The organism is Trueperaceae bacterium, from assembly GCA_036381035.1.
Classification (GTDB): Bacteria; Deinococcota; Deinococci; order Deinococcales; family Trueperaceae; genus DASRWD01.
In genome coordinates this window covers 1-17,700 of sequence record DASVDQ010000014.1, presented here as the reverse complement: position 1 = coordinate 17,700, position 17,700 = coordinate 1, and the positions used below count along the sequence as shown (strand labels likewise).

Here is a 17,700-nt window from a genome sequence, read left to right as displayed (position 1 = left end):
TGCTGTGGCCCGGGGGCCTCGGCGCTTGGGGTGTTTCAGTCGCCGTAGGCCGCCGCCGCGGGCACGGGCGCGCCCTGGCGCACGACCGCGGCCCCCAGCGAGCCGAGGCGCTCCGTGAGGGCCTCGTAGCCCCTGTCGAGGAACCTGAGCCCGCCGATCTCGGACGTGCCCTCGGCCGCGAGCGCGGCGATCACGAGGGCGCTGCCGGCGCGGATGTCGGCGGCGTGCATCGCGGCGCCGCGGAGCGGCCCGCCGCGCACCTCGAGTGTCCTGTCGACGAGCCTGAGGTCGGCCCCGGTACGGGATAGCTCCTCGACGTGCGTGAAGCGGTCGGGGTAGACGGCGTCGGAGAGGTTCGACAGCCCCGGCACGGTGGCCAGGAAGGCGGTGAACGGCGCCTGCAGGTCGGTGGGCACGCCGGGGTACTCGGTCGCGCGCACGTCTATGGGGCGCGGCTCGCCGCGCGTGGCGTCGACGGTGAGCTCGTCCTCCCCCACCGACACGCACACGCCGGACTCCTCCAGCGCGCCGATGACGGCGGTGAGGTGCTCGGGCTCCACGTCGGTGAGCGTCACGCGCCCGCGCGTCGCGGCCGCGGCCAGCATGTAGGTGCCGGCCTCGATGCGGTCGGGGATCGGGCGGAAGGTGACGCCGGAGAGCCTGCGCACGCCGTGCACCGTGATCGTGCGGGTGCCGGCGCCCTCGATCCTGGCGCCCATGGCGTTGAGCATGTTCGCCAGGTCGGGTACCTCGGGCTCGAGGGCGGCGTTCTCGATCACGACGTCCCCGTCGGCCAGGGCCGCCGCCAGCATGACGTTCTGGGTGCCGCCCACCGTGGGCGCCTCGAAGGCGACGCGGCCCTCCAGGCGCACGGGGCGCCGGGCGTGGAACACGCCCTCGTCCTCGTCGACGATCACGCCCAGGGCGCGCATCGCGGCTATGTGCCTGTCCACGGGGCGGGGGCCGAAGGCGCAGCCGCCGGGCATCGGCACGGTCGCCTCGCCGCAGCGCGCCACGAGCGCGCCCATGATCACGAAGCTCGCCCTCATCCGGCTGACGAGGCCGTAGGGCGCCGAGCAGGTGCGGAGGCTGCGCGCGTGCAGGCGCAGCGTGTGGCCCTCCCAGCGGGTATCGACGCCGACGTGGCGCAGCAGCTCCTCGAGCACGAGCACGTCGGCGAGGCGCGGCACGTCCTCCAGGACGACCTCCTCGTCGGTGAGGAGGGAGGCGAGCATCAGGTAGAGGGCCGAGTTCTTCGCGCGGAAGACGGGCAGCACGCCGGACAGGGGCTTGCCGCCTGCGATGATCATGACGTCGTTCGAGTCGGTCACGCTGCCCCTTCGCCTTCTGCCCGAGCTTGACAGTCCCGGCACCGGCGTGATGTGAGATGATGCACCACCACATCGTGTGCATGATGCACATCGGCAGTATAATGGGCCTGGGTTGCGGCTGTACATAGGCGTGGCAGCCGCGGGCGGGCGCCGCAGCCGTCGCGACAGGAGGACCAGTGCCCAAGCGCGAGAAGAAGCGTCTGCACGTCGTGCTCACCGAGGAGCAGGACTCGCTCCTCACGAAGACGGCGTACCAGCTGTCCAACCCCGAGCGCCTCGTGTCGAAGTCCGAGGTGGTGAGGTTGGGCATCGAGATGCTCACGAGGGCGGTCGAGGAAGGCAAGCTCGACCCCGAGCTGCTGCGCGCCCTGGACGGCGACCAAGAGTAGTCTGGGGGACGTGTTCGGCGCCGGCGAGGTGCTCGACGGCCGCTACGAGATCCTCGGGCCCCTCGGGGTCGGGGGGATGGCCCACGTCTTCAAGGCGCGCGACATCCACCTCGAGCGGACGGTCGCGCTCAAGGTCCTGAGGCCCCACCTGACGGAGACCGACAGCGAGCGGTTCCGCCGCGAGATCAGGGCTCTGGCGCAGCTCAACCACCCCGGCATCGTCACCATCTACGACCTGGGCCTGGGGGAGCGCGTCTACTTCGCGATGGAGCTCATCGAGGGAGGCCCCTTCACCGACCTGGGCCCCGTCGACGGCGACGTCGAGTCGCTGAGCCGCCTCCTCGAGGCAGCGTCCGTGGTCGCGGAGGCGCTGGCCTACGTGCACCGGCTCGGGATGGTGCACCGCGACCTGACGCCGCGCAACGTCCTGCTCACGCCCCAGGGCACGCCGAAGGTCATGGACTTCGGCCTCGTGCAGCTCACCGAGACGTCGAAGCAGCTCACGCGCACCGGCCTCACGCTCGGCACGCCGCAGTACATGGCGCCCGAGCAGGCGACGGGCGAGGCCACGGGGGCGGCCACGGACCTCTACGCCTTCGGCGCCGTGCTCTACCGCACCGTGACGGGGGTAGCGGCGTTCGAGGGGGAGAACGACCAGGCCGTGCTCTACCAGCACGTCTACGGCAAGGTCACGCCGCCGCACGAGGTCAACCCGCAGGTGCCGGAGCCGCTCTCGCGGCTGGTGATGAGCCTGCTGGAGAAGGACCCGGCGCGGCGACCGCCGTCCGGCGCCGCCGTCGCCGAGACCCTGCGAGCCGTGCTGGCGGGCGTGAGGGGGCGCGCCGTCGGCCTGCCTGGCGCCGGCCCCGGGCGCACACACGCCTTCCCGGCCGGGCCTCCCCTGCCGCAGGCGCTCGACGAGCGCTGGCGGGTGAACCTCCTCGAGGGGCCGCAGTTCCCCTCCGGCCTCACCGCCGCCGGCGGCTTCCTCCTCGTGGGCCTCCGCTCCGATGCCCTCGCCGTCCTGCGCCCCGCCGACGGCGCCCTGCATGCGACCTTCGAGCTCGGGGACGAGGCCAGCCAGCCGCCGCTCTTCACCGCCGGCCGCGTGTTCGTCACCAGCCGCGACGGCGCCATGCAGGCCCTGTCCTGGCCCGGCGGCGAGCCGCTCTGGAGACGCGAGGACGAGGACGTCGTGGGCGGCGCGCCGTACGGACGCGACCTCGTCGTCGCGACCGGCGACGGCCTGGCGCTGTGGACGGCGGAGGGCGATGAGCTGTGGCGCTGCGGGCTGGGCGCCGGCGCCACGACCGCGCCGACCCTGCACCGCGGCCTGGCGCTGGTGGCGACCGATGACGGCTGGCTGCACGCCGTGAGGCTCGCGGGCGGCAAGCACGCCTTCAAGGTCCAGGTGGGGCCGATGAGCGCCTGCCCCGCCGGGGCGGGCGGGATCGCGCTCCTGCCCGTGCGCACCGGCGAGCTGCACGCCTTCGACCTCGAGAAGCGCGACGTGGTGTGGACCTACGAGCTCGAGGGCGAGCAGTGGAGCACCCCCGTCGTCTGGCAGCAGTACGTCTACGCCGCCTCGTGGGGGCAGCGCCTGCACGCCCTGACCCTCGCCTCCGGCGACGACGTCTGGACCCGGCCGCTGCCCGCCCCCGTGACCGCCACGCCGGCCGTGGCGGCCGGCGCCCTCTACGTCGGCACAGAGAACGGCGACCTCATCGCGCTCGACGCCAGGACCGGGCGGGTGCTGCACTCGCGCCGCGTGGCCAACGGCTCCATCCAGGCCAGCCCCCTGCCGCTCGGCGACGCCGTGTTCGTGGCGGCTCTCGACGGCACCGTCGTGGCGCTGTCCTGAGGCGCCCGCTCCCCGGCCGGAGGCGAGAGGCGCCCTCCCGTCGTCTCACCCGGCCGCGCGGGCCACGGCGTCGTCGCCCGTCCGCTCGGGCCGCGGCGGCGGGGGCCTCGCGCCGCGCCGGCCCTAGACTGGGTGCGGTGGACGCCGCCGCGGTAGGCGCGGCGCGGAAGTGGGAGAGGAGCGGTGGAGGCCTTGACAGGCCGGTTGCGGAGGCCCTTCCTCGTCGCCGCCCTCGTGCTGGCGGCCCTGACGGTCGCCCTGGAGGTGGGCGCCACGGGGGTGCTGCGGGCCTTCGGCGCGCCGGCGGAGGAGCTGCTGGGCGTCCTCGACCGGACGGCCACGCAGCTCACCCTGACGGTGCCCGATCCCGCCGCCGCAGCGCGCTTCGCCGAGCAGAACCGCCCGCCAGGGCTCGCGGTGCCGTACCTGGCGCTGTTCGACGCGCTGCTGCTCCTGGCCATCGCGCTGATGGTCGCGGGCCTGCTCGTGCCCGACCGCCTGCTCGGGCGCGCGAGCGGCGTCGTGACGCTCGTGGTGGCGCTGCTCGTCCTCCTGGGCGGCGTCCTGCTGGCGCTGCTCGCGTTGTTCGCGCTGACGCTGATGGTGTCCCTGCTCGTGGCCGCCCCGTTCGGCACGGCCGTGTACATGGCCGTCTACGGCTCCTTCGCGAGGGGCGCGGCCGCCGCCGTGCTCGGCTCGCTGCTGGCCCTGAAGGTCGGCGCGCTGGCGTGCCTCGTGCTGGCCCAGCCGCGCTTCCTGCGCAGCAAGGGGCTCCTCTTCCTCTTCGCCGGCTCGCTGGGCCTCACCGTCGTCGTCGCGTTCCTGCACGGGCTCGTGCCGCGCCCGCTCGTCAGCATCACCGACGCGATCGGCGGGATCGTCGTCGCGGTCGTCGCGGTCGTCTGGTCGCTCGTCGTCCTGGTGAGCAGCCTGTTCGCGGTCGCGAAGGCGGTCAAGGCCGCGGCCTGAGCCGCCAGGAACCGGCGGCAGGGTGCCGCGGCGTGCGGTGTGGGGAGCTGGCGAGCTACGGCTCGAACCGCAGGGCGCACGCGGTGAGGCAGGTGAACGCCACCGTCCCGCCGTCCTTCCCGAAGGTCGCCGCGCCGTCGTCTCCTCCCGCCAGGTCGTCGCCCATCGTCAGCGAGTCCCCGCGACCGCGCTGCACGATCCGCACCGCGACCGACCCCGACACGACCGAGAACCTCACGGTGCGGGGGCGGACGAGGAGCCCGCCCCGCGCGGGCACGTCGAGCCGGCAGGTCGCGGCGGGCGCGAGCGACAGCGGCGAACGGCCCTCCAGCGCGTCGGCCAGGGCACCGGGGCACCCGGTGGCCACGACGTCAGCCGCCGACAGAGTGCGGGGCCCGACCACGCCGCCGAGGGACGACGCCAGCGGCGGGGCCCCAGGCACGGCTCCCCCGTCGCCCCCGCCCGCGCAGCCGACGAGGGCGAGCGCCGCGACCGCGAGCGCGGCCGCGGCCCGGGGAGGCGCCGCGGGCCTCACTGGTCCAGGTCGAGGCGCCGCAGGGCGTCGAGGTCGAGGAAGAGCTCGGGCTGCTGCTCGTCGCCCTCCTCGATCCGCACGGCCTCCGCCACCTGCGCGTCGAGGTTCCCGACGACCTCCTCGAGGACGCAGGGGAACCTGACGCAGACGATGTCGCGCGGGCCGGTGGAGACGATGACCTCCACCTGCGAGCCGCGCCGTACCGACTCGCCGCCCGGCGGGACGGTCCCGATGATGCTCAGCCGCGGGACGCTTCCGCTCGGCTGCTGCGTGAGCGGCTGGACGATGCCCAGGCCGACGTCGAGCAGGCGCGTGCTGCCGGAGACGACGTCGAGGTTCGCGACGTCCGGCACGAGCACGTCGCGCGGGCGCAGGACCAGGAAGGCGGCCACGGCCACGGCCAGCACGCCGGCCGCGATCGCGACGAGGCGCCAGGGCACGCGCGGGCCGGGGACGACCGCCTCTGGGACCTGGAACGACACCGTCGGCCCCTGGACCCGCGACCTGTCGGTGTTCTCCTCGCCCTGCACGTCGAGCCGGAAGTTGTAGCTCCCCGCGGGCGCGTCCTCGGGGACGTCGATCTCGACGGTGAAGCGCTCGGTGCCCGCCACCGGGAACGTCCGGTGCGCCTCGCCGGCGAGCGTCAGCCACTCGAGCGCCTGCGGGGGGTCGGCGACGAGCAGCGCCTGCGCGCGCTGTGACCTACCGCTAGCGTTGTAGACGGTGAAGGTCGCGCTCCCCTCGCGGCTCGCCCCCAGCCGCAGGCCGTTGCTCGGCGTCTCGATCGTGAACGGGCTGTCGCTACGCATCTCTCCATGCCTCCTTCTGGGTGCCGCGTCCGCTCGACCGGGCGTAGCGGCGGACCCGCCCGGCGGAGCGTCCCCGGCTCACGCGGCTCCGAACACGACGCTGGCCACGACGTGCACCGGCTTCTCGGAGGCGACGATCCCCTCCACCAGCGGCCGCAAGGGCTCGGCCTCCGCGGGACAGACGACGAGCACCGAGAACGGCCGGCTGGCGCCGCGCCCGTCGACGCCCTCCCTGACCTCGAAGCCGGCGAGGCCGGTGGCCAGCTCGAGGAAGAGGGCCAGGCCGGCCGCGGTGCCGCGCAGCGCCGAGAGCCTGGCGGCGTGCGCGACGAGCTCGCGCAGCCTGCCCGTGCCGGACGGGAACGGGTCGGACCCCGCGGCGAGGAAGCGGTCGAGGTCGAGCCAGGTCGCGAGGTAGGGCACGAACGCGTCGGGCGTCCGGTACGGGTCGAAGTAGCCGGGCAGCTCTCGCAGGGCGCGCTCCGTCGGCTCGTGCAGGCCGTGCATCGCGTCGATGAGGCCGTCCAGCAGGCCGCCCGGGGCGAGGGTGCGCCTGAACACCTCCGGGAGCAGGGCCGCGATCTCCTCGTGCGTCACGGCGCCGCCCCGACCTGTCGCGAGGGCTCCGGCGCGTCCTCCGTCGCCTCGTCGGCCCTCACGACCTCCAGCTCGTGCTCCCCCGAGCAGAACAGCCACGTGGGCGGCAGCGTCACCCTGTCGCGGAACTCGTCGCCCGACACGCTGGCGAACCGTCTGCCCCCGTCGACGCTGCGGTGGACGCCGTCGCCCGCTCCCGCCATCACGACGAAGCCGGCCGGCGTCTCCGCGCCGGACGCGATCGCCGTCACCGGCACCACGGGGAAGCCGTCGTCCCCCGTGCGCGTGAGCCCGCTGTTGATGTCGTCCTCCCAGGCGGGCTCCGGCGAGCGCGTGTCGAGCCTCGCCAGCCCGCGGCGGTAGGTGGCGGCCAGCACGACGGCGCCGCTGAACGCCAGGCCCAGGCAGCTGCCGCCGCGCCAGCCCGCGGAGAACGCCTGCCATCCCTCCGGTGCGTCCTGGTCGCCTCGCAGGCGCCAGCGCAGGGCGCCGGAGCCGAGGTCGGCGCTGCCGAGCGCGGCCGTGCCGGCCCACAGGAAGCGGGCGCCGGCGTCACGCTGGATCGCGAGGACGCGGACGTCGGCGTCGCCCAGCGCGCCGCGCTCGGCGCCCTCGATGCGCCGGAAGCCGGTCTCGCGCGGGAACCTGGCGGCGAGGTAGACGCCGCCGGACCGCTGGGCCGCCACCGCGACGTACGCGTCACCGTCCCCGGCGTCGGCCGAGGCCACGGCGTAGAGCGGCACGTCCTGCGCCTCGGGGCTCACGGGGACCAGCTCGGGGCTCGCGTCCGCCCTGGCCGAGAGCCGGAACAGCCCGGCGTCGGTGGCGAGGAGGAGCGTCTCCGTCGCCTCGGAGGCGACCCACGCGGCGTCCTCGACCTCGAAGCCGAGGTCGTGGAAGTACGGCTCCCAGTCCTCGCCCGCCGTCCGCGAGAACAGCACGCGCGACCTGGTGACCTCGGCGGCGGGCGGCTCGGCGGCCTCCGGTGCCGCGGCGCCCGGCTCGGACGCCCCGGGAGCGGCGGGCTCCCCGCTCTCCGCCGCACCGGGAGCCGCCTCCGGAGCAGCGACCGCGGCCTCGGAGCGCGTGACGACGGCCAGCAGGCCGGGCAGCGCGGGGTGCGCGCACACGCGCACGACCGCCTCGCCCTCGTGGAGCTGGCTCTGGGCCAGCGGCTCCCAGCCGGCGCCGTCGTTGAGGGTGCGGTACAGCCCGGCCGCGGTGGCGGCGTACCACACCCCCGCCTGCGTTGACGACGACGCCAGCGAGCTCACCTCGCCTCCCGGCACCTCGTCGACGCGCAGGCGGACGCGGTCGACCCACACCACGCCCGGCTCCCGCAGCGCGACCTCGTAGACGTGCGACGCGCGGAGCGTCTTGCCGAACTCCCACCCCGGCCCGCCGTCGCCGGTGGGAAGGGGCGAGATCGTGCCGTGGAGCCGCGCCAGCACCCGCCGCCTCAGCGCCGGCAGGTCGGCGTGCCTCTCGGCGACGACGCGGGCGCCGACACGCACCGTCTTGTACTGCGCCCAGCTCACCCGGCAACGGCTCCCCAGCGGCCGGCGGCGGTCCAGCTCGGCCAGCACGCGCTCCACGACCGCGTCGCGCTCGAGCGAGCGCAGGGTCGCGGCGTCCAACCGGCCCGCCTCGACGTCCGCCGCGGGGACGACCACGACCTCGGCCTCGCCGGGCTGGGCGTGCCGCCAGTGGGCCGCGCTCGTGACCGCCAGCGCGCGGGCGACGGCGCGGTCGCTCGTCAGCGCGACGAGCTCGAAGTCGCGAGCGGTGACGGCCCGCTGCAGCGAGTGGATCTCCTGCGGACCGCGCACCAGGGCGTGCGCCAGGTCCTCGGCGTCCCTGCCGCCCTGCGCCGGGCGCTCGTTCGTCACGGTCACCCCCGGCAACGCGTCCTGGAGCAGGGTCAGGGTGCCGGCGCCGACGTTGCCCGACGCGCCCCCGCCGCGGCGGTACCAGGCCAGCACCCGCCTGCCCTCTCCGGGGACGGCCGCGATGGCGCCGGCGGCGTCCGGGCCGAGGGCCGGGGCGAAGTGGACGAGCCCCGCCTGCCTGTCGGCGCGGTAGACGCGCTCGCCGGCGTGGCCGGCGAACGTCTCGACCTCGCCCCACACCTGGAAGCGCGCCCCGCCCAGCTCGATGACGCCCTCGCCGCCGTCCGCCGCCTCGTCGACCTCGACGGCGACGACCAGGTCGTCGTCGAGGCCGGTCGGCGCCACGACGGGAGCGCGCCTCAGCGCCAGGGTCAGGCCGGCCCGACCCGTGCCGCTCCCGATCTCCTCGGCCTCGACGAGGTCGACGTGGTGGGCACCCACCAGGGTCCGCTCGGCGTCGGCCGGGATGTGCGCGTCGCGGTCCGTCGCGAAGACCACCTGCGGGCCGCCCGCACCGGGGCGAGCGGCGGCGACGCGCGTGCCCCGCGGCACGTCGATGCGCCCGGCGCGGCCCGGCAGGCGGGTGAACGTCAGCTCGGCGGCGGACGCGGCCGGGGGAGCCAGGCGCACGCCCATCAGCTTGAGGAGCTCGACGTAGACCTTGTCGGGGACGCGGTTGAGGCGGTAGAGCATCGTGTCGGTGAGGTAGGCGAAGAGCTCGAGGAGCACCACGCCCGGGTCGCTCTCGGAGGCGTCGGTCCACTCCGGGCAGCGCTCGCGCAGGCGGTGCTTGGCGTCCCTGAGGAGGTCGTCGAACTCGCGGTCGTCGAGGCGGGGGGTCTCGAGCGGCATCACGCGCCCCCCGTCTCCAGGTCGAGCGCGAACCTCAGCTCGTCGCGCCCGCGCGTCGCCACGACGCGGTAGACCAGCTCGACCTCTAGGCGCTCCGGCCGCTCCGGGTGCGGACCGGCGTCGAGGCGCTCGATGACGATGCGCGGCTCCCAGCGCTCCAGGGCCTGGCGCACGGCGTGGATCGCCAGACCCGCCGTGGTGGGGTCGTTGGGAGCGAACGCGAGGTGGTGGAGCGAGCAGCCGTACGTCGGGCGCATCACGCGCTCGCCGGGCGTCGTCGAGAGCAGCAGGATCACGGCCTGGCGGACGGAGGCGTCGCCGCCGATCATCGCGACGCCGCCGGCGGGCGTCAGCCCGAGGCCGGCCCCCTCGCCCGGCTCGAGGTCGGGGTGCCGGAAGCGCCAGGCGTTGCTGGGCGGCGCCGTCACGGTGCCTCCCGCACGAAGGGCTGACCAGGCTCGCTCACCGTGTAGGCGACCGAGCCTGGCGGGGTGCCGTCAGTGAGGCCCGTGACGGCCTCCAGGCAGACGCGCCTGCCGCCGACGCGCACCAGGTCCGAGTAGCCCTCCATCACCCGCTCCGTCTTCAGGCACGGGCGGATGCCCGCGGGTGGGTTCGCGTGGGGGCAGCCCCTGATGCCGCACCCCTCGGGGTCGCGCTCGACGAGCACGGGCCGGCCCGCGATCCTCACCCACCCCTGCTCGGGCGGGCGCAGCACGACGCGTCCGCCGTGCTCGCAGCGCAGGCGCGCGTCGACGGTGAGAAGCCGCATCTCCCCTCCCCTGTGCCCCGGCAGCGCCATCAGGCCCTCTCGAAGTCCACGGTCTCGCCGACGATGCGGACGCCGCCCCTGGCCTCGAGGACGAGCGCCGCGCCGGTCGTGAGGCGGGCGCCGGCGCCCGAGAGCTCCAGGCGGTTCCCATTGCCGTCGTCGATGACGAGGGCGCCGTGCTCGTCGTCCAGGACGAGGCGCTGGCCGCCCGGGGACGTGAGCGTGTAGCGCCTGACCTGGCCTCCGGCCACGCCCGGGTCGGGCACGCCGCCGGGGCCGTAGAGCCCGCCGAGCACGACCGCCTGGCTGGGGTCTTCGAGGGCGAGCAGGACGAGCACCGTGTCGCCGACGCCGGGGAGGATGCTCGCGCCCCCGGCGGCGCCGGCGCCGGCGGCCATCACCTGCAGCCAGGCGCTGTCGAGCGTGCCCAGCGCCGGCAGCGTCACCCGCACGCGGCCCAGCCGGCCCGGGTCGTCGACGTCGATGACGCGGCCCAGCGTCGCCTGCCAGCCGACCGCCTGGGGCGGCGGCGGGGGCGGGGCCGAGGAGAGCTGACAGACGTAGCCCTTCGCGTCGTCGAGGACGTGCGTGACCTCGTGGAGCACGTAGCGCCCGCTCAGCTCGGCCGGCAGGCCGCGCACGTCGACGGGCGTGCCCGGACGCAGACGCGAGTCCCCCAGGGCCAGGCCGGTGAGGGTGACCTCGCGGCCGCGCAGGCGGCCCAGGTGGGCCCTGGCGCGGCGCTCGAGGTGCGCCTCGCTCTGGGCCACGCCGCCGCTGAGCGTCCGCGACGCGGGACCCCCGAGGTCGGCGGCGTCGACGGTCGCCGGCACGTCCCTGCCGGGGTCGGCGTCGCCGGCGCGTGCGCCGAGGGGGCGTCCCTCGAGCGCCTGCCAGCCGGACGCCTCGACGGCGTCCACGGCCGTGAGCCCGCTCACCTCCACGCTCGCGTCGAGGAGCGACGCGCCCGCCTCCAGCGGCACGGGCTCCCCGAAGCCGCCCGGCCCGTAGACGTGCGCGCCGTCGGGGCGGACGGCGAGGTAGAGGCCCTCGGCCTCGAGCAGCGAGCGGAGGAGGTCGAGGTCCGTCTGGCGGTACTGCACGACCATCTCGCGCGGCAGCCCGCCGGCGTGGGCGTGTACGGCCACGCCGGCGGCGCCCAGGAGCTCGCGGGCGACCTCGACGGGGTCGACCTGCGCGAACGACCTGACGACGTCGCGGAGCCGCAGGAGGTGGAGGCGGTCGTGGGCCCGTAGGCGCAGGGCGCGCTCGGCGCCGGCCGCGAGCGCGAACTCCACGGCCACGACGTCCCCGGCGAACAGCGGCTCGGCCTCGTCGCCCACGCGCAGCTCCAGCGGCGTCCCGGGCGGCCAGTCCATGGCCTGGGGCAGCGGTCCGGGCGGCGCGGCGAAGGTGAGCTCGCAGAGGTCGGGCAGCGAGGAGCGCTGCAGCACCGTCACGCTCGTCAGCGCCCGCGACGCTGGCTCAGGCGCCGGCGCGCCCGCGAGCGTGAGGACGACGCGCGTCCGGCTCGCGATCACCGCTGGGTCCCTTGGGGCGGCACGCGGACGACCTGGCCCGGCCCGAGCGCGTTGGGGTCGTCGATGCCGTTGTACTCGGCCAGCTCGCGCCACCGGCCGGCGTCGCCGAGCCAGGCGGCGGCCACGACGTCGAGGCGGCCGGGCACCTCCGCGCCCGACGCGACCTCGAGCACCCGCACGCCCTCCGCGTCGACGTCGCCCTCCCCCACCCCGCCGGCGCCGGCGAGCGCCGGCTCCTCGGCACCGCGGTCGGTCCTCACCAACGTCAGGCGCAGCCACGAACGGCGCGGCACGCCCGTGGCGGTGAAACGCTCGAGCCGCTCGGCGGCCGCGGCCACGACCACCGGCACGTTCCAGGCCTTGCCCCAGATGAAGCGCGCCGGCGTGGGACCGTAGCTGCCGTCGGGCTGGCGCGCGTTCTCGCAGAGGTCCCACAGCGGGCCGGTGAGGGTCCTGACGTCGGCGGGGCGCACCGACGGCTCGAGGAGGTCGACGTCGAAGAGGACGGAGACGTCGAGCTCCGTGCGCCCGCCGCCGGTGGCGAGCAGCGCGTCGTCGCGGCCGGTGACCGCGCCGAGACGGTCGCCCTCGCCGCCGGCGAGGAACCCCGCCCCGCGACGCCGCTGCGCCAGCCCGGCCACGCGCCTGACCACCAGGTCCTCCGGGTTCAGGTGGCAGCTCACGCGCCGGCCGGTTCGCTCGATCAGGAACGCGACTCGCTCCACGCGTCACCTCTCTGCTCCCGCGCCAGGCGCTCGCGCCTCAGACGCTCGCGGAGCTGGCGCGCGAGCTCATGGGCCTCCTCCGCCTCGCCGCCGCCGCGCACCGGGTCAGGGAAGCGGGTCGCGGCTCCCGCGGAGGCTTCGCCGTCCCATGGCTCCCGGCCGGGTCCCGGCGCTGGTCCTCCCGGCCCGCCCGGCGCCGAAGCGGGCTCCGCGCCGGGCGGGCCAGGGTCGGTGGCGCCCGTCCGCGACGGCCACGTCGGCCCCGCCTCCGCCGCTGGTAGGGCCTCGGGGTCGCCCGCGACGGACCGCCGCTCGGGCGGCCGCGTCGCCGGCGACCGTGCGTCGTGGCTCACCGGGGCGGCGTTCGCCGGCGGACCGGCGACGCGCGCGTCCCGGAGGTGGGGGGCGGGCCCAGGCGCGGGCGCGGCCGGTCCCGCGAAGCGAGCCTCCGCGTCGGCTCTCGACGGGCGCAGGCGCGGCGCCCCGCCGGCCGGGTCGCCCGCCATCCCCCTGTCTAGCGACCTCCGTGCGGAGGACGGCCGGAGCAGCCCTGCGGCCCGCTCGGACCGTCGCCCGGCGACGACGGCCGCAGGGCCAGCGACCACACCGCTGTCGGCGCGTTCATGGACGCGCCGGGCTCCTGTCGCCGCGAGCTCGCCGCCGTCCTCGGGGCGCCGCTCGCGGTCGGCAGCGGCGCCGGCCTCGCGGCCCACCCGGGTCGCCCGGAACCGCTCCCAGTCCGCGCCGCCGCCCTGGGCCACGCGCTCGAGCCACAGCTCCCTGGGGGTGCGCTCTCGTCTCTCGTCGGCCAGGCGGGAGGCGGCGGCCCCCAGCCCGGAGGCGACGCCCTCCAGGCGTCGCGCCAACCTCGCGGCGGCCCTGGCCAGAGCGCGCCTCACGGCGTCACCACGTCCCACCGCCTACGCCCTGTTCATCTCGTCGCACACGAGGCGCATCTGCTCGATGGCCACCTCCTGAGCGAGGGCGCGCAGGGGCGCGCCGCGCCACTCGGCCGGCCAGGCGTTGATGAGGTTCCACCTGATCGCCTCGGTGGCACCGTCGCTGGCCAGGACCACCACCGAGACGTTCTTGCGCACGACCACCCCCGTGGCCACGGAGCGCATCCAGTTCCACAGGTCCACGGAGTCCGTCAGCCCGTAGCGCAGCACGACGTCGCCGTACTCGACGCGGCCGGGGATCTTGCGGACGGCCTCGTTGTTGCCGGCCTCGCGGTAGGCGATCGCCTCCACGCGCATGCCGAGGCCCGTGCACTCGGTGAAGTGGCCCTCGGTGACGCCGTCGATGAGCAGCTTGAAGTTGAAGGACCGGTACGGGTCGACGCGGTCGGCCATCAGACGCCTCCCCTCGCCGTGGCCGTGAAGCCCTGCGGGTCCTGGCTGATCCTGAAGATCACGAACTCGGCGGGCTTGACCGGCGCGATCCCGATCTCGGTGACGACGCGGCCGACGTCGCGGACCTCGGGCGGGTTCGTCTCCTCGTCGCACTTGACGTAGAAGGCGTCCTCCGGCTTGCTGCCCACCAGCGCACCGTCGCGCCACAGCAGGGTGAGGAACGCCGAGACGTCGCGCACGATCGACTTCCACAGCGAGGCGTCGTTCGGCTTGAACACGATCCAGCGCGTGTCGTTGGCGATGGACTCCTTGATCATGTTGAGGAGGCGCCTGACGCTGAGGTAGCGGAACTCGCTGCTCTCGGCGTCCAGGGTCCGCGCCCCCCACACGAGGATCCCCTCGCGCGCGAAGTAGCGGATGCAGTTGATGCCGCGGCTGTTGAGCTCCTCCTGCTCGGCCCGGCTGACGAGGCGGGCGAGGCCGAGGGCGCCGCGGACCGGCTCGTTCGCCGGGGCGTGGTGCACGCCGTGGGTGGCGTCGGTGCGCGACCAGATGCCGGCGATGTGCCCGGAAGGGGGCACGTACCTGCGGGTCTCGGGGGTGCGCCTCTGCACCAGGGGGTCGTCCACGAGGATCCACGGGTAGTAGAGGGCGAGGAAGCTCGAGTCGGCGGGCCTGACGCCGGCCGGCGAGCCCGCCTCGCCCCCGTCGGCGCCCTCCTCAGCTCCGCCGCGGCGCCGGCCCGACGGGGCCGTCTCGGTGCCGACCACGGTGAGCGAGCGCAGGTGCTCGACGGTCTCCGGCGGGTCGACGATGCCGACCCTGTCGCCCAGCCTCTCGCAGTGCCCGCGGACGGCCTCGTACACCGACGTGCCGACGTAGCCGGGCGTCGCGACGATCGCGATGTCGTCGATGCCCTCGAAGACCCTCAGGCCCGCCTCGACCGGCTCGTCGGCACCGATCGCCACCACGTAGCAGCGGCTGCCGCCGTTGAGGAAGAACCCGTGGACGGCGGTCGACAGGTGCGTGCTGGTGACGTCAGGCGGGACCGCGTTCACGTCCTCGGCGACGAAGCGCTGCACGAACCCCGACCAGTTCGTGATCTCGAAGGCCTCGCCGCGCGGCGCGTCGCCGCGCGGCGCCACGCCGACGAACCCCGTGGTGCTCGTGCCCACGGCCATGATGGGCCGCGTCCCCCGCTGCACGTCCTCGACGAACACGCCTGGTGCCCGGTAACTGGTCGCCATCTCCTCCTCCGTCCCCGTCCCTCAGGCCACCGGCTTCTCCAACGCGTAGTCGAGCAGCAGGGCGAACTCCCCGAGGTCGAGCTCCGCAGGACCGGTCGGCTCCTCGTCCAGCTCCAACGTCCGCGAGGCGCCGTCGGCGGTGACAGTCACCAAGTGCGCGCGCCCCTCCCGCCGCGCCAGCGTGAGCGCGAACCGTCCGTCCCGACCGCTCACCGCGGAGCGGCCCGACTCCGGAGTCGCCACGACCACGCCGGGGACCGGCGTCTCGTCGAGCGTCGTCACCCGGCCCACGAGGTCGACGAGCTGGACCTCGACGAGCTCGATGGGCAGCGTCACGAGCGGCGCGCGCGGGCGCCGCGCGGGGCTGACGACCTCGATGCCGACGACGAAGCCGGCGCGAGCCGAGGCGCCGAGGTCGCGCCACAGGCCCGCCGGCACGGCGGGGTCGAACTCGAGGGCGTCCTCGGCGAGGGCGGCGAACGCGAGGGATCCGAGCAGCGCGTGGGCTGCCGTCAGCGGATCCCCGTGGGCGCTCACCAGGTACCGCGCCTCGAGCCGCAGCGGCGGCGGCTGCGTGCCGCGCGCCGACGGCTTGCGCCGCAGCTCGAGCAGGTGGAGGCTCACTGCCATCGCGCCTCCGCCGTCGACCGGGGGAGCCAGGCGCACCTCGGCGTCGCCCGCGAGGCGCTCGGCCCAGGCCACGAGGAAGGCGTCTGCCTGGTCGAGGCTCTCGAGGGCGCGTTCGGCGGTCAAGGCTCCTCCACTTCGGGACGGAAGCACTGCGCGCGACGCGCTGCCGGATGGAAGGGCGAGGACCGGAGTATAGGCCCAACCGCCCCGGGCGTTCAGTGAGCCGGCGGCGGGCCGAGGTCGCGGCTATGCGGAACCGAGCCGCAGGGCGACGCCCGGGCGGTGGCGGGCCGCGAGGTAGCGGCCGGGCCAGGGGCTGGCGTAGGCGGCTAGGCGGCCTCCGGTCGCACCGCGGCGCCGGCGCCCTCGGGCTCCGGACGCCCCAGGCCGGCCGCGGCGCGCGGCAGGACGTGCCAGAAGCGCGCCCGCGCCGCTGGCCAGTCGGCGAGGAGGTCCGCGGCCACGGTCGAGCCCGTGGCGGAGGCGTGGCGCTCGATGAGGCGGCGCAGACGCGCCTCGGCGGCGTCGCCGGTGAGCCGCCGCGCCGCCACGGAGCCGTCGTTGAGCCGGCCGAGGAACCTGCCGTCGTCGTCGAGCACGAACGCCTCGCCGCCCGACATGCCGGCGGCGAAGTTGCGTCCCACCGGGCCGAGGACGACGACGGTGCCGCCCGTCATGTACTCGCAGCCGTGGTCGCCGCAGCCCTCCACGACCGCCTCCGCCCCGGAGTTCCGCACGCAGACGCGCTCGCCGACGCTGCCGGACGCGAACAGCGCGCCTGAGGTGGCGCCGTAGAGGACCGTGTTCCCGGCGATGACGCCGGCCTCGCCGGGCCGGCGCGGGCGCAGCACGAGCTCGCCGCCGGCCAGCGACTTGCCGACGTAGTCCTGCGCCTCGCCGCGCAGCACGAGCCTCATGCCGGGCAGCGCGAACGAGCCGAAGCTCTGGCCCGCCGCGCCGGTGAAGGTGGCGACGAGCGAGCCGTCCCGGGGGCCGGCGTCGCCGTAGCGCCTGGCGACCAGCCCGGCGGCGCGCGCGCCGAGGGTGCGCTGGCCGTTGTCGACCTCCGCGTCGAACTCGAGCACGCCCTCGGCGCCGCGCTCCAGCCAGGCGGCCACCGCGGCGGCCAGCTCGTCGTCGAGGGTCGGCGCGGCCGGGGGCGGCGGGTCGTTGCGCCGGCCCTGCCAGCGCGTGGCGCTGCCCGGGGGCAGCGCGCCGGGGTCCACGAGCGGCCTCAGGTCGAGGGACACGCCCTTCGGGGTCTCGGCCCCCTCGCGCACGCGCACGAGGTCCCAGCGCCCCACCAGCTCGTCGAGCGAACGGAGCCCGAGCCTGGCCAGCTCGTGGCGCAGCGACTCGGCGAGGAACGTGAAGAACCTGACCACGTGGTCCGGCTCGCCGGCGAAGCGCTTGCGCAGCTCCGGGTCCTGGGTGGCGATGCCGACGGGGCAGGTGTTCAGGTGGCACTGGCGGATCATCGCGCAGCCCAGCGCCACCAGCGCCGTCGTGCCGAAGCCGAACTCCTCGGCGCCGAGCGCGGCGGCCACGACGACGTCCCGGGCGGACTTCAGCCCGCCGTCCACGCGCAGCCTCACGCGCCCCCTGAGGTCGTTGGCGACCAGGCTCCGCTGCACGTCGATGAGGCCTAGCTCCCACGGCAGGCCGGAGTGCTTGACGCTCGAGAGCGGGCTGGCGCCGGTGCCGCCGTCGTGGCCCGAGACCTGCACGGTGTCGGCGTAGCCCTTGGCCACGCCGGACGCCACGGTGCCGACGCCGGTGCTGGCGACCAGCTTCACGGCGACCCGCGCCTCCGGGTTCACGCGCTTGAGGTCGTATATCAGCTGCGCCAGGTCCTCGATCGAGTAGATGTCGTGGTGGGGCGGCGGCGAGATCAGGGCGACGCCCGGGACCGTGTGCCGCAACCTCGCGATGTACTCGGTCACCTTCGAGCCGGGGACCTGGCCCCCCTCACCCGGCTTCGATCCCTGCGCGATCTTGATCTGGAGCTCGGCCGCCGAGGCGAGGTAGGCGGGGGTGACGCCGAAACGGCCGGAGGCGATCTGCTTCACCGCGCTGTTCCGCTCCGTCCCGTAACGGCGCGGATCCTCGCCCCCCTCGCCCGAGCCGGAACGGCCGCCGATCCGGTTCATCGCGATCGCGAGCGTCTCGTGCGCCTCGGCCGACAGCGAGCCGAAGCTCAT

The 17,700-nt window shown here is 75.7% G+C and carries 16 protein-coding genes; 3 read left to right on the top strand and 13 right to left on the bottom strand.

Features of this window, described 5'->3' with window-relative positions; genetic code table 11:
* Nucleotides 1-35: 35 nt before the first annotated feature.
* On the bottom strand, nucleotides 36-1,331 hold the full coding sequence (murA, locus tag VF202_01805) for a UDP-N-acetylglucosamine 1-carboxyvinyltransferase (GenBank protein HEX7038830.1): 1,296 nt from the start codon (nucleotides 1,329-1,331) through the stop codon (nucleotides 36-38).
* A gap of 176 nt (nucleotides 1,332-1,507) precedes the next feature.
* Here murA and VF202_01800 point away from each other — a divergent pair, with 176 nt between their 5' ends.
* From VF202_01800 to VF202_01790, 3 genes are all read left to right on the top strand, one after another.
* Complete coding sequence (locus VF202_01800; protein ID HEX7038829.1) at nucleotides 1,508-1,720, top strand: transcriptional regulator; 213 nt, start codon at nucleotides 1,508-1,510, stop codon at nucleotides 1,718-1,720.
* 10 nt (nucleotides 1,721-1,730) lie between these two features.
* Complete coding sequence (locus VF202_01795) at nucleotides 1,731-3,581, top strand: serine/threonine-protein kinase (protein ID HEX7038828.1); 1,851 nt, start codon at nucleotides 1,731-1,733, stop codon at nucleotides 3,579-3,581.
* A gap of 204 nt (nucleotides 3,582-3,785) precedes the next feature.
* Nucleotides 3,786-4,550, top strand: coding sequence for a hypothetical protein (locus tag VF202_01790; protein ID HEX7038827.1), 765 nt, complete (start codon nucleotides 3,786-3,788; stop codon nucleotides 4,548-4,550).
* A 55-nt stretch (nucleotides 4,551-4,605) separates the two neighbouring features.
* Here the strand turns inward: VF202_01790 and VF202_01785 are convergent, their stop codons facing one another.
* From VF202_01785 to VF202_01730, 12 genes are all read right to left on the bottom strand, one after another.
* Nucleotides 4,606-4,992 (bottom strand): hypothetical protein, encoded by a 387-nt coding sequence (locus VF202_01785; protein HEX7038826.1) that lies wholly within the window; start codon nucleotides 4,990-4,992, stop codon nucleotides 4,606-4,608.
* A gap of 89 nt (nucleotides 4,993-5,081) precedes the next feature.
* Nucleotides 5,082-5,894: a PASTA domain-containing protein gene (locus VF202_01780; GenBank protein ID HEX7038825.1), complete on the bottom strand. Its 813-nt coding sequence runs from the start codon at nucleotides 5,892-5,894 to the stop codon at nucleotides 5,082-5,084.
* 78 nt (nucleotides 5,895-5,972) lie between these two features.
* On the bottom strand, nucleotides 5,973-6,491 hold the full coding sequence (locus VF202_01775) for a phage tail protein (protein ID HEX7038824.1): 519 nt from the start codon (nucleotides 6,489-6,491) through the stop codon (nucleotides 5,973-5,975).
* Nucleotides 6,488-9,232, bottom strand: a complete 2,745-nt coding sequence (locus VF202_01770) for a putative baseplate assembly protein (protein HEX7038823.1) — start codon at nucleotides 9,230-9,232, stop codon at nucleotides 6,488-6,490. The genes VF202_01775 and VF202_01770 overlap by 4 nt, the downstream gene beginning before the upstream one ends.
* The gene (locus tag VF202_01765) at nucleotides 9,232-9,660 is read right to left on the bottom strand and encodes a GPW/gp25 family protein (protein ID HEX7038822.1); all 429 of its coding nucleotides are present in this window, start codon (nucleotides 9,658-9,660) and stop codon (nucleotides 9,232-9,234) included. Before VF202_01765 ends, VF202_01770 begins: the two co-directional genes overlap by 1 nt.
* Nucleotides 9,657-10,004 (bottom strand): hypothetical protein, encoded by a 348-nt coding sequence (locus VF202_01760; protein ID HEX7038821.1) that lies wholly within the window; start codon nucleotides 10,002-10,004, stop codon nucleotides 9,657-9,659. Before VF202_01760 ends, VF202_01765 begins: the two co-directional genes overlap by 4 nt.
* Before the next feature lie 29 nt (nucleotides 10,005-10,033).
* Nucleotides 10,034-11,545, bottom strand: a complete 1,512-nt coding sequence (locus VF202_01755) for a phage baseplate assembly protein V (GenBank protein ID HEX7038820.1) — start codon at nucleotides 11,543-11,545, stop codon at nucleotides 10,034-10,036.
* Nucleotides 11,542-12,270, bottom strand: coding sequence for a hypothetical protein (locus VF202_01750; protein ID HEX7038819.1), 729 nt, complete (start codon nucleotides 12,268-12,270; stop codon nucleotides 11,542-11,544). Before VF202_01750 ends, VF202_01755 begins: the two co-directional genes overlap by 4 nt.
* Nucleotides 12,271-13,190: 920 nt before the next feature.
* A complete protein-coding gene (locus VF202_01745) occupies nucleotides 13,191-13,622 on the bottom strand; it encodes a phage tail protein (protein HEX7038818.1) in 432 nt (143 codons plus the stop codon).
* The gene (locus VF202_01740) at nucleotides 13,622-14,869 is read right to left on the bottom strand and encodes a phage tail sheath C-terminal domain-containing protein (protein HEX7038817.1); all 1,248 of its coding nucleotides are present in this window, start codon (nucleotides 14,867-14,869) and stop codon (nucleotides 13,622-13,624) included. The genes VF202_01745 and VF202_01740 overlap by 1 nt, the downstream gene beginning before the upstream one ends.
* 21 nt (nucleotides 14,870-14,890) lie before the next feature.
* Entirely contained in the window at nucleotides 14,891-15,622 is a 732-nt protein-coding gene (locus tag VF202_01735) for a hypothetical protein (GenBank protein ID HEX7038816.1), read from the bottom strand.
* 206 nt (nucleotides 15,623-15,828) lie between these two features.
* Nucleotides 15,829-17,700: glutamate synthase-related protein (locus VF202_01730; GenBank protein HEX7038815.1), on the bottom strand; the 1,872-nt coding region annotated here is incomplete at its 5' end.

Coding starts and splice junctions, on each gene's coding strand:
- VF202_01780 (HEX7038825.1), bottom strand. CDS start 5,894: ATGCGTAGCGACAGCCCGTTCACGATCGAGACGCCGAGCAACGGCCTG.
- VF202_01770 (HEX7038823.1), bottom strand. CDS start 9,232: ATGCCGCTCGAGACCCCCCGCCTCGACGACCGCGAGTTCGACGACCTC.
- VF202_01760 (HEX7038821.1), bottom strand. CDS start 10,004: ATGCGGCTTCTCACCGTCGACGCGCGCCTGCGCTGCGAGCACGGCGGA.
- VF202_01745 (HEX7038818.1), bottom strand. CDS start 13,622: ATGGCCGACCGCGTCGACCCGTACCGGTCCTTCAACTTCAAGCTGCTC.
- VF202_01740 (HEX7038817.1), bottom strand. CDS start 14,869: ATGGCGACCAGTTACCGGGCACCAGGCGTGTTCGTCGAGGACGTGCAG.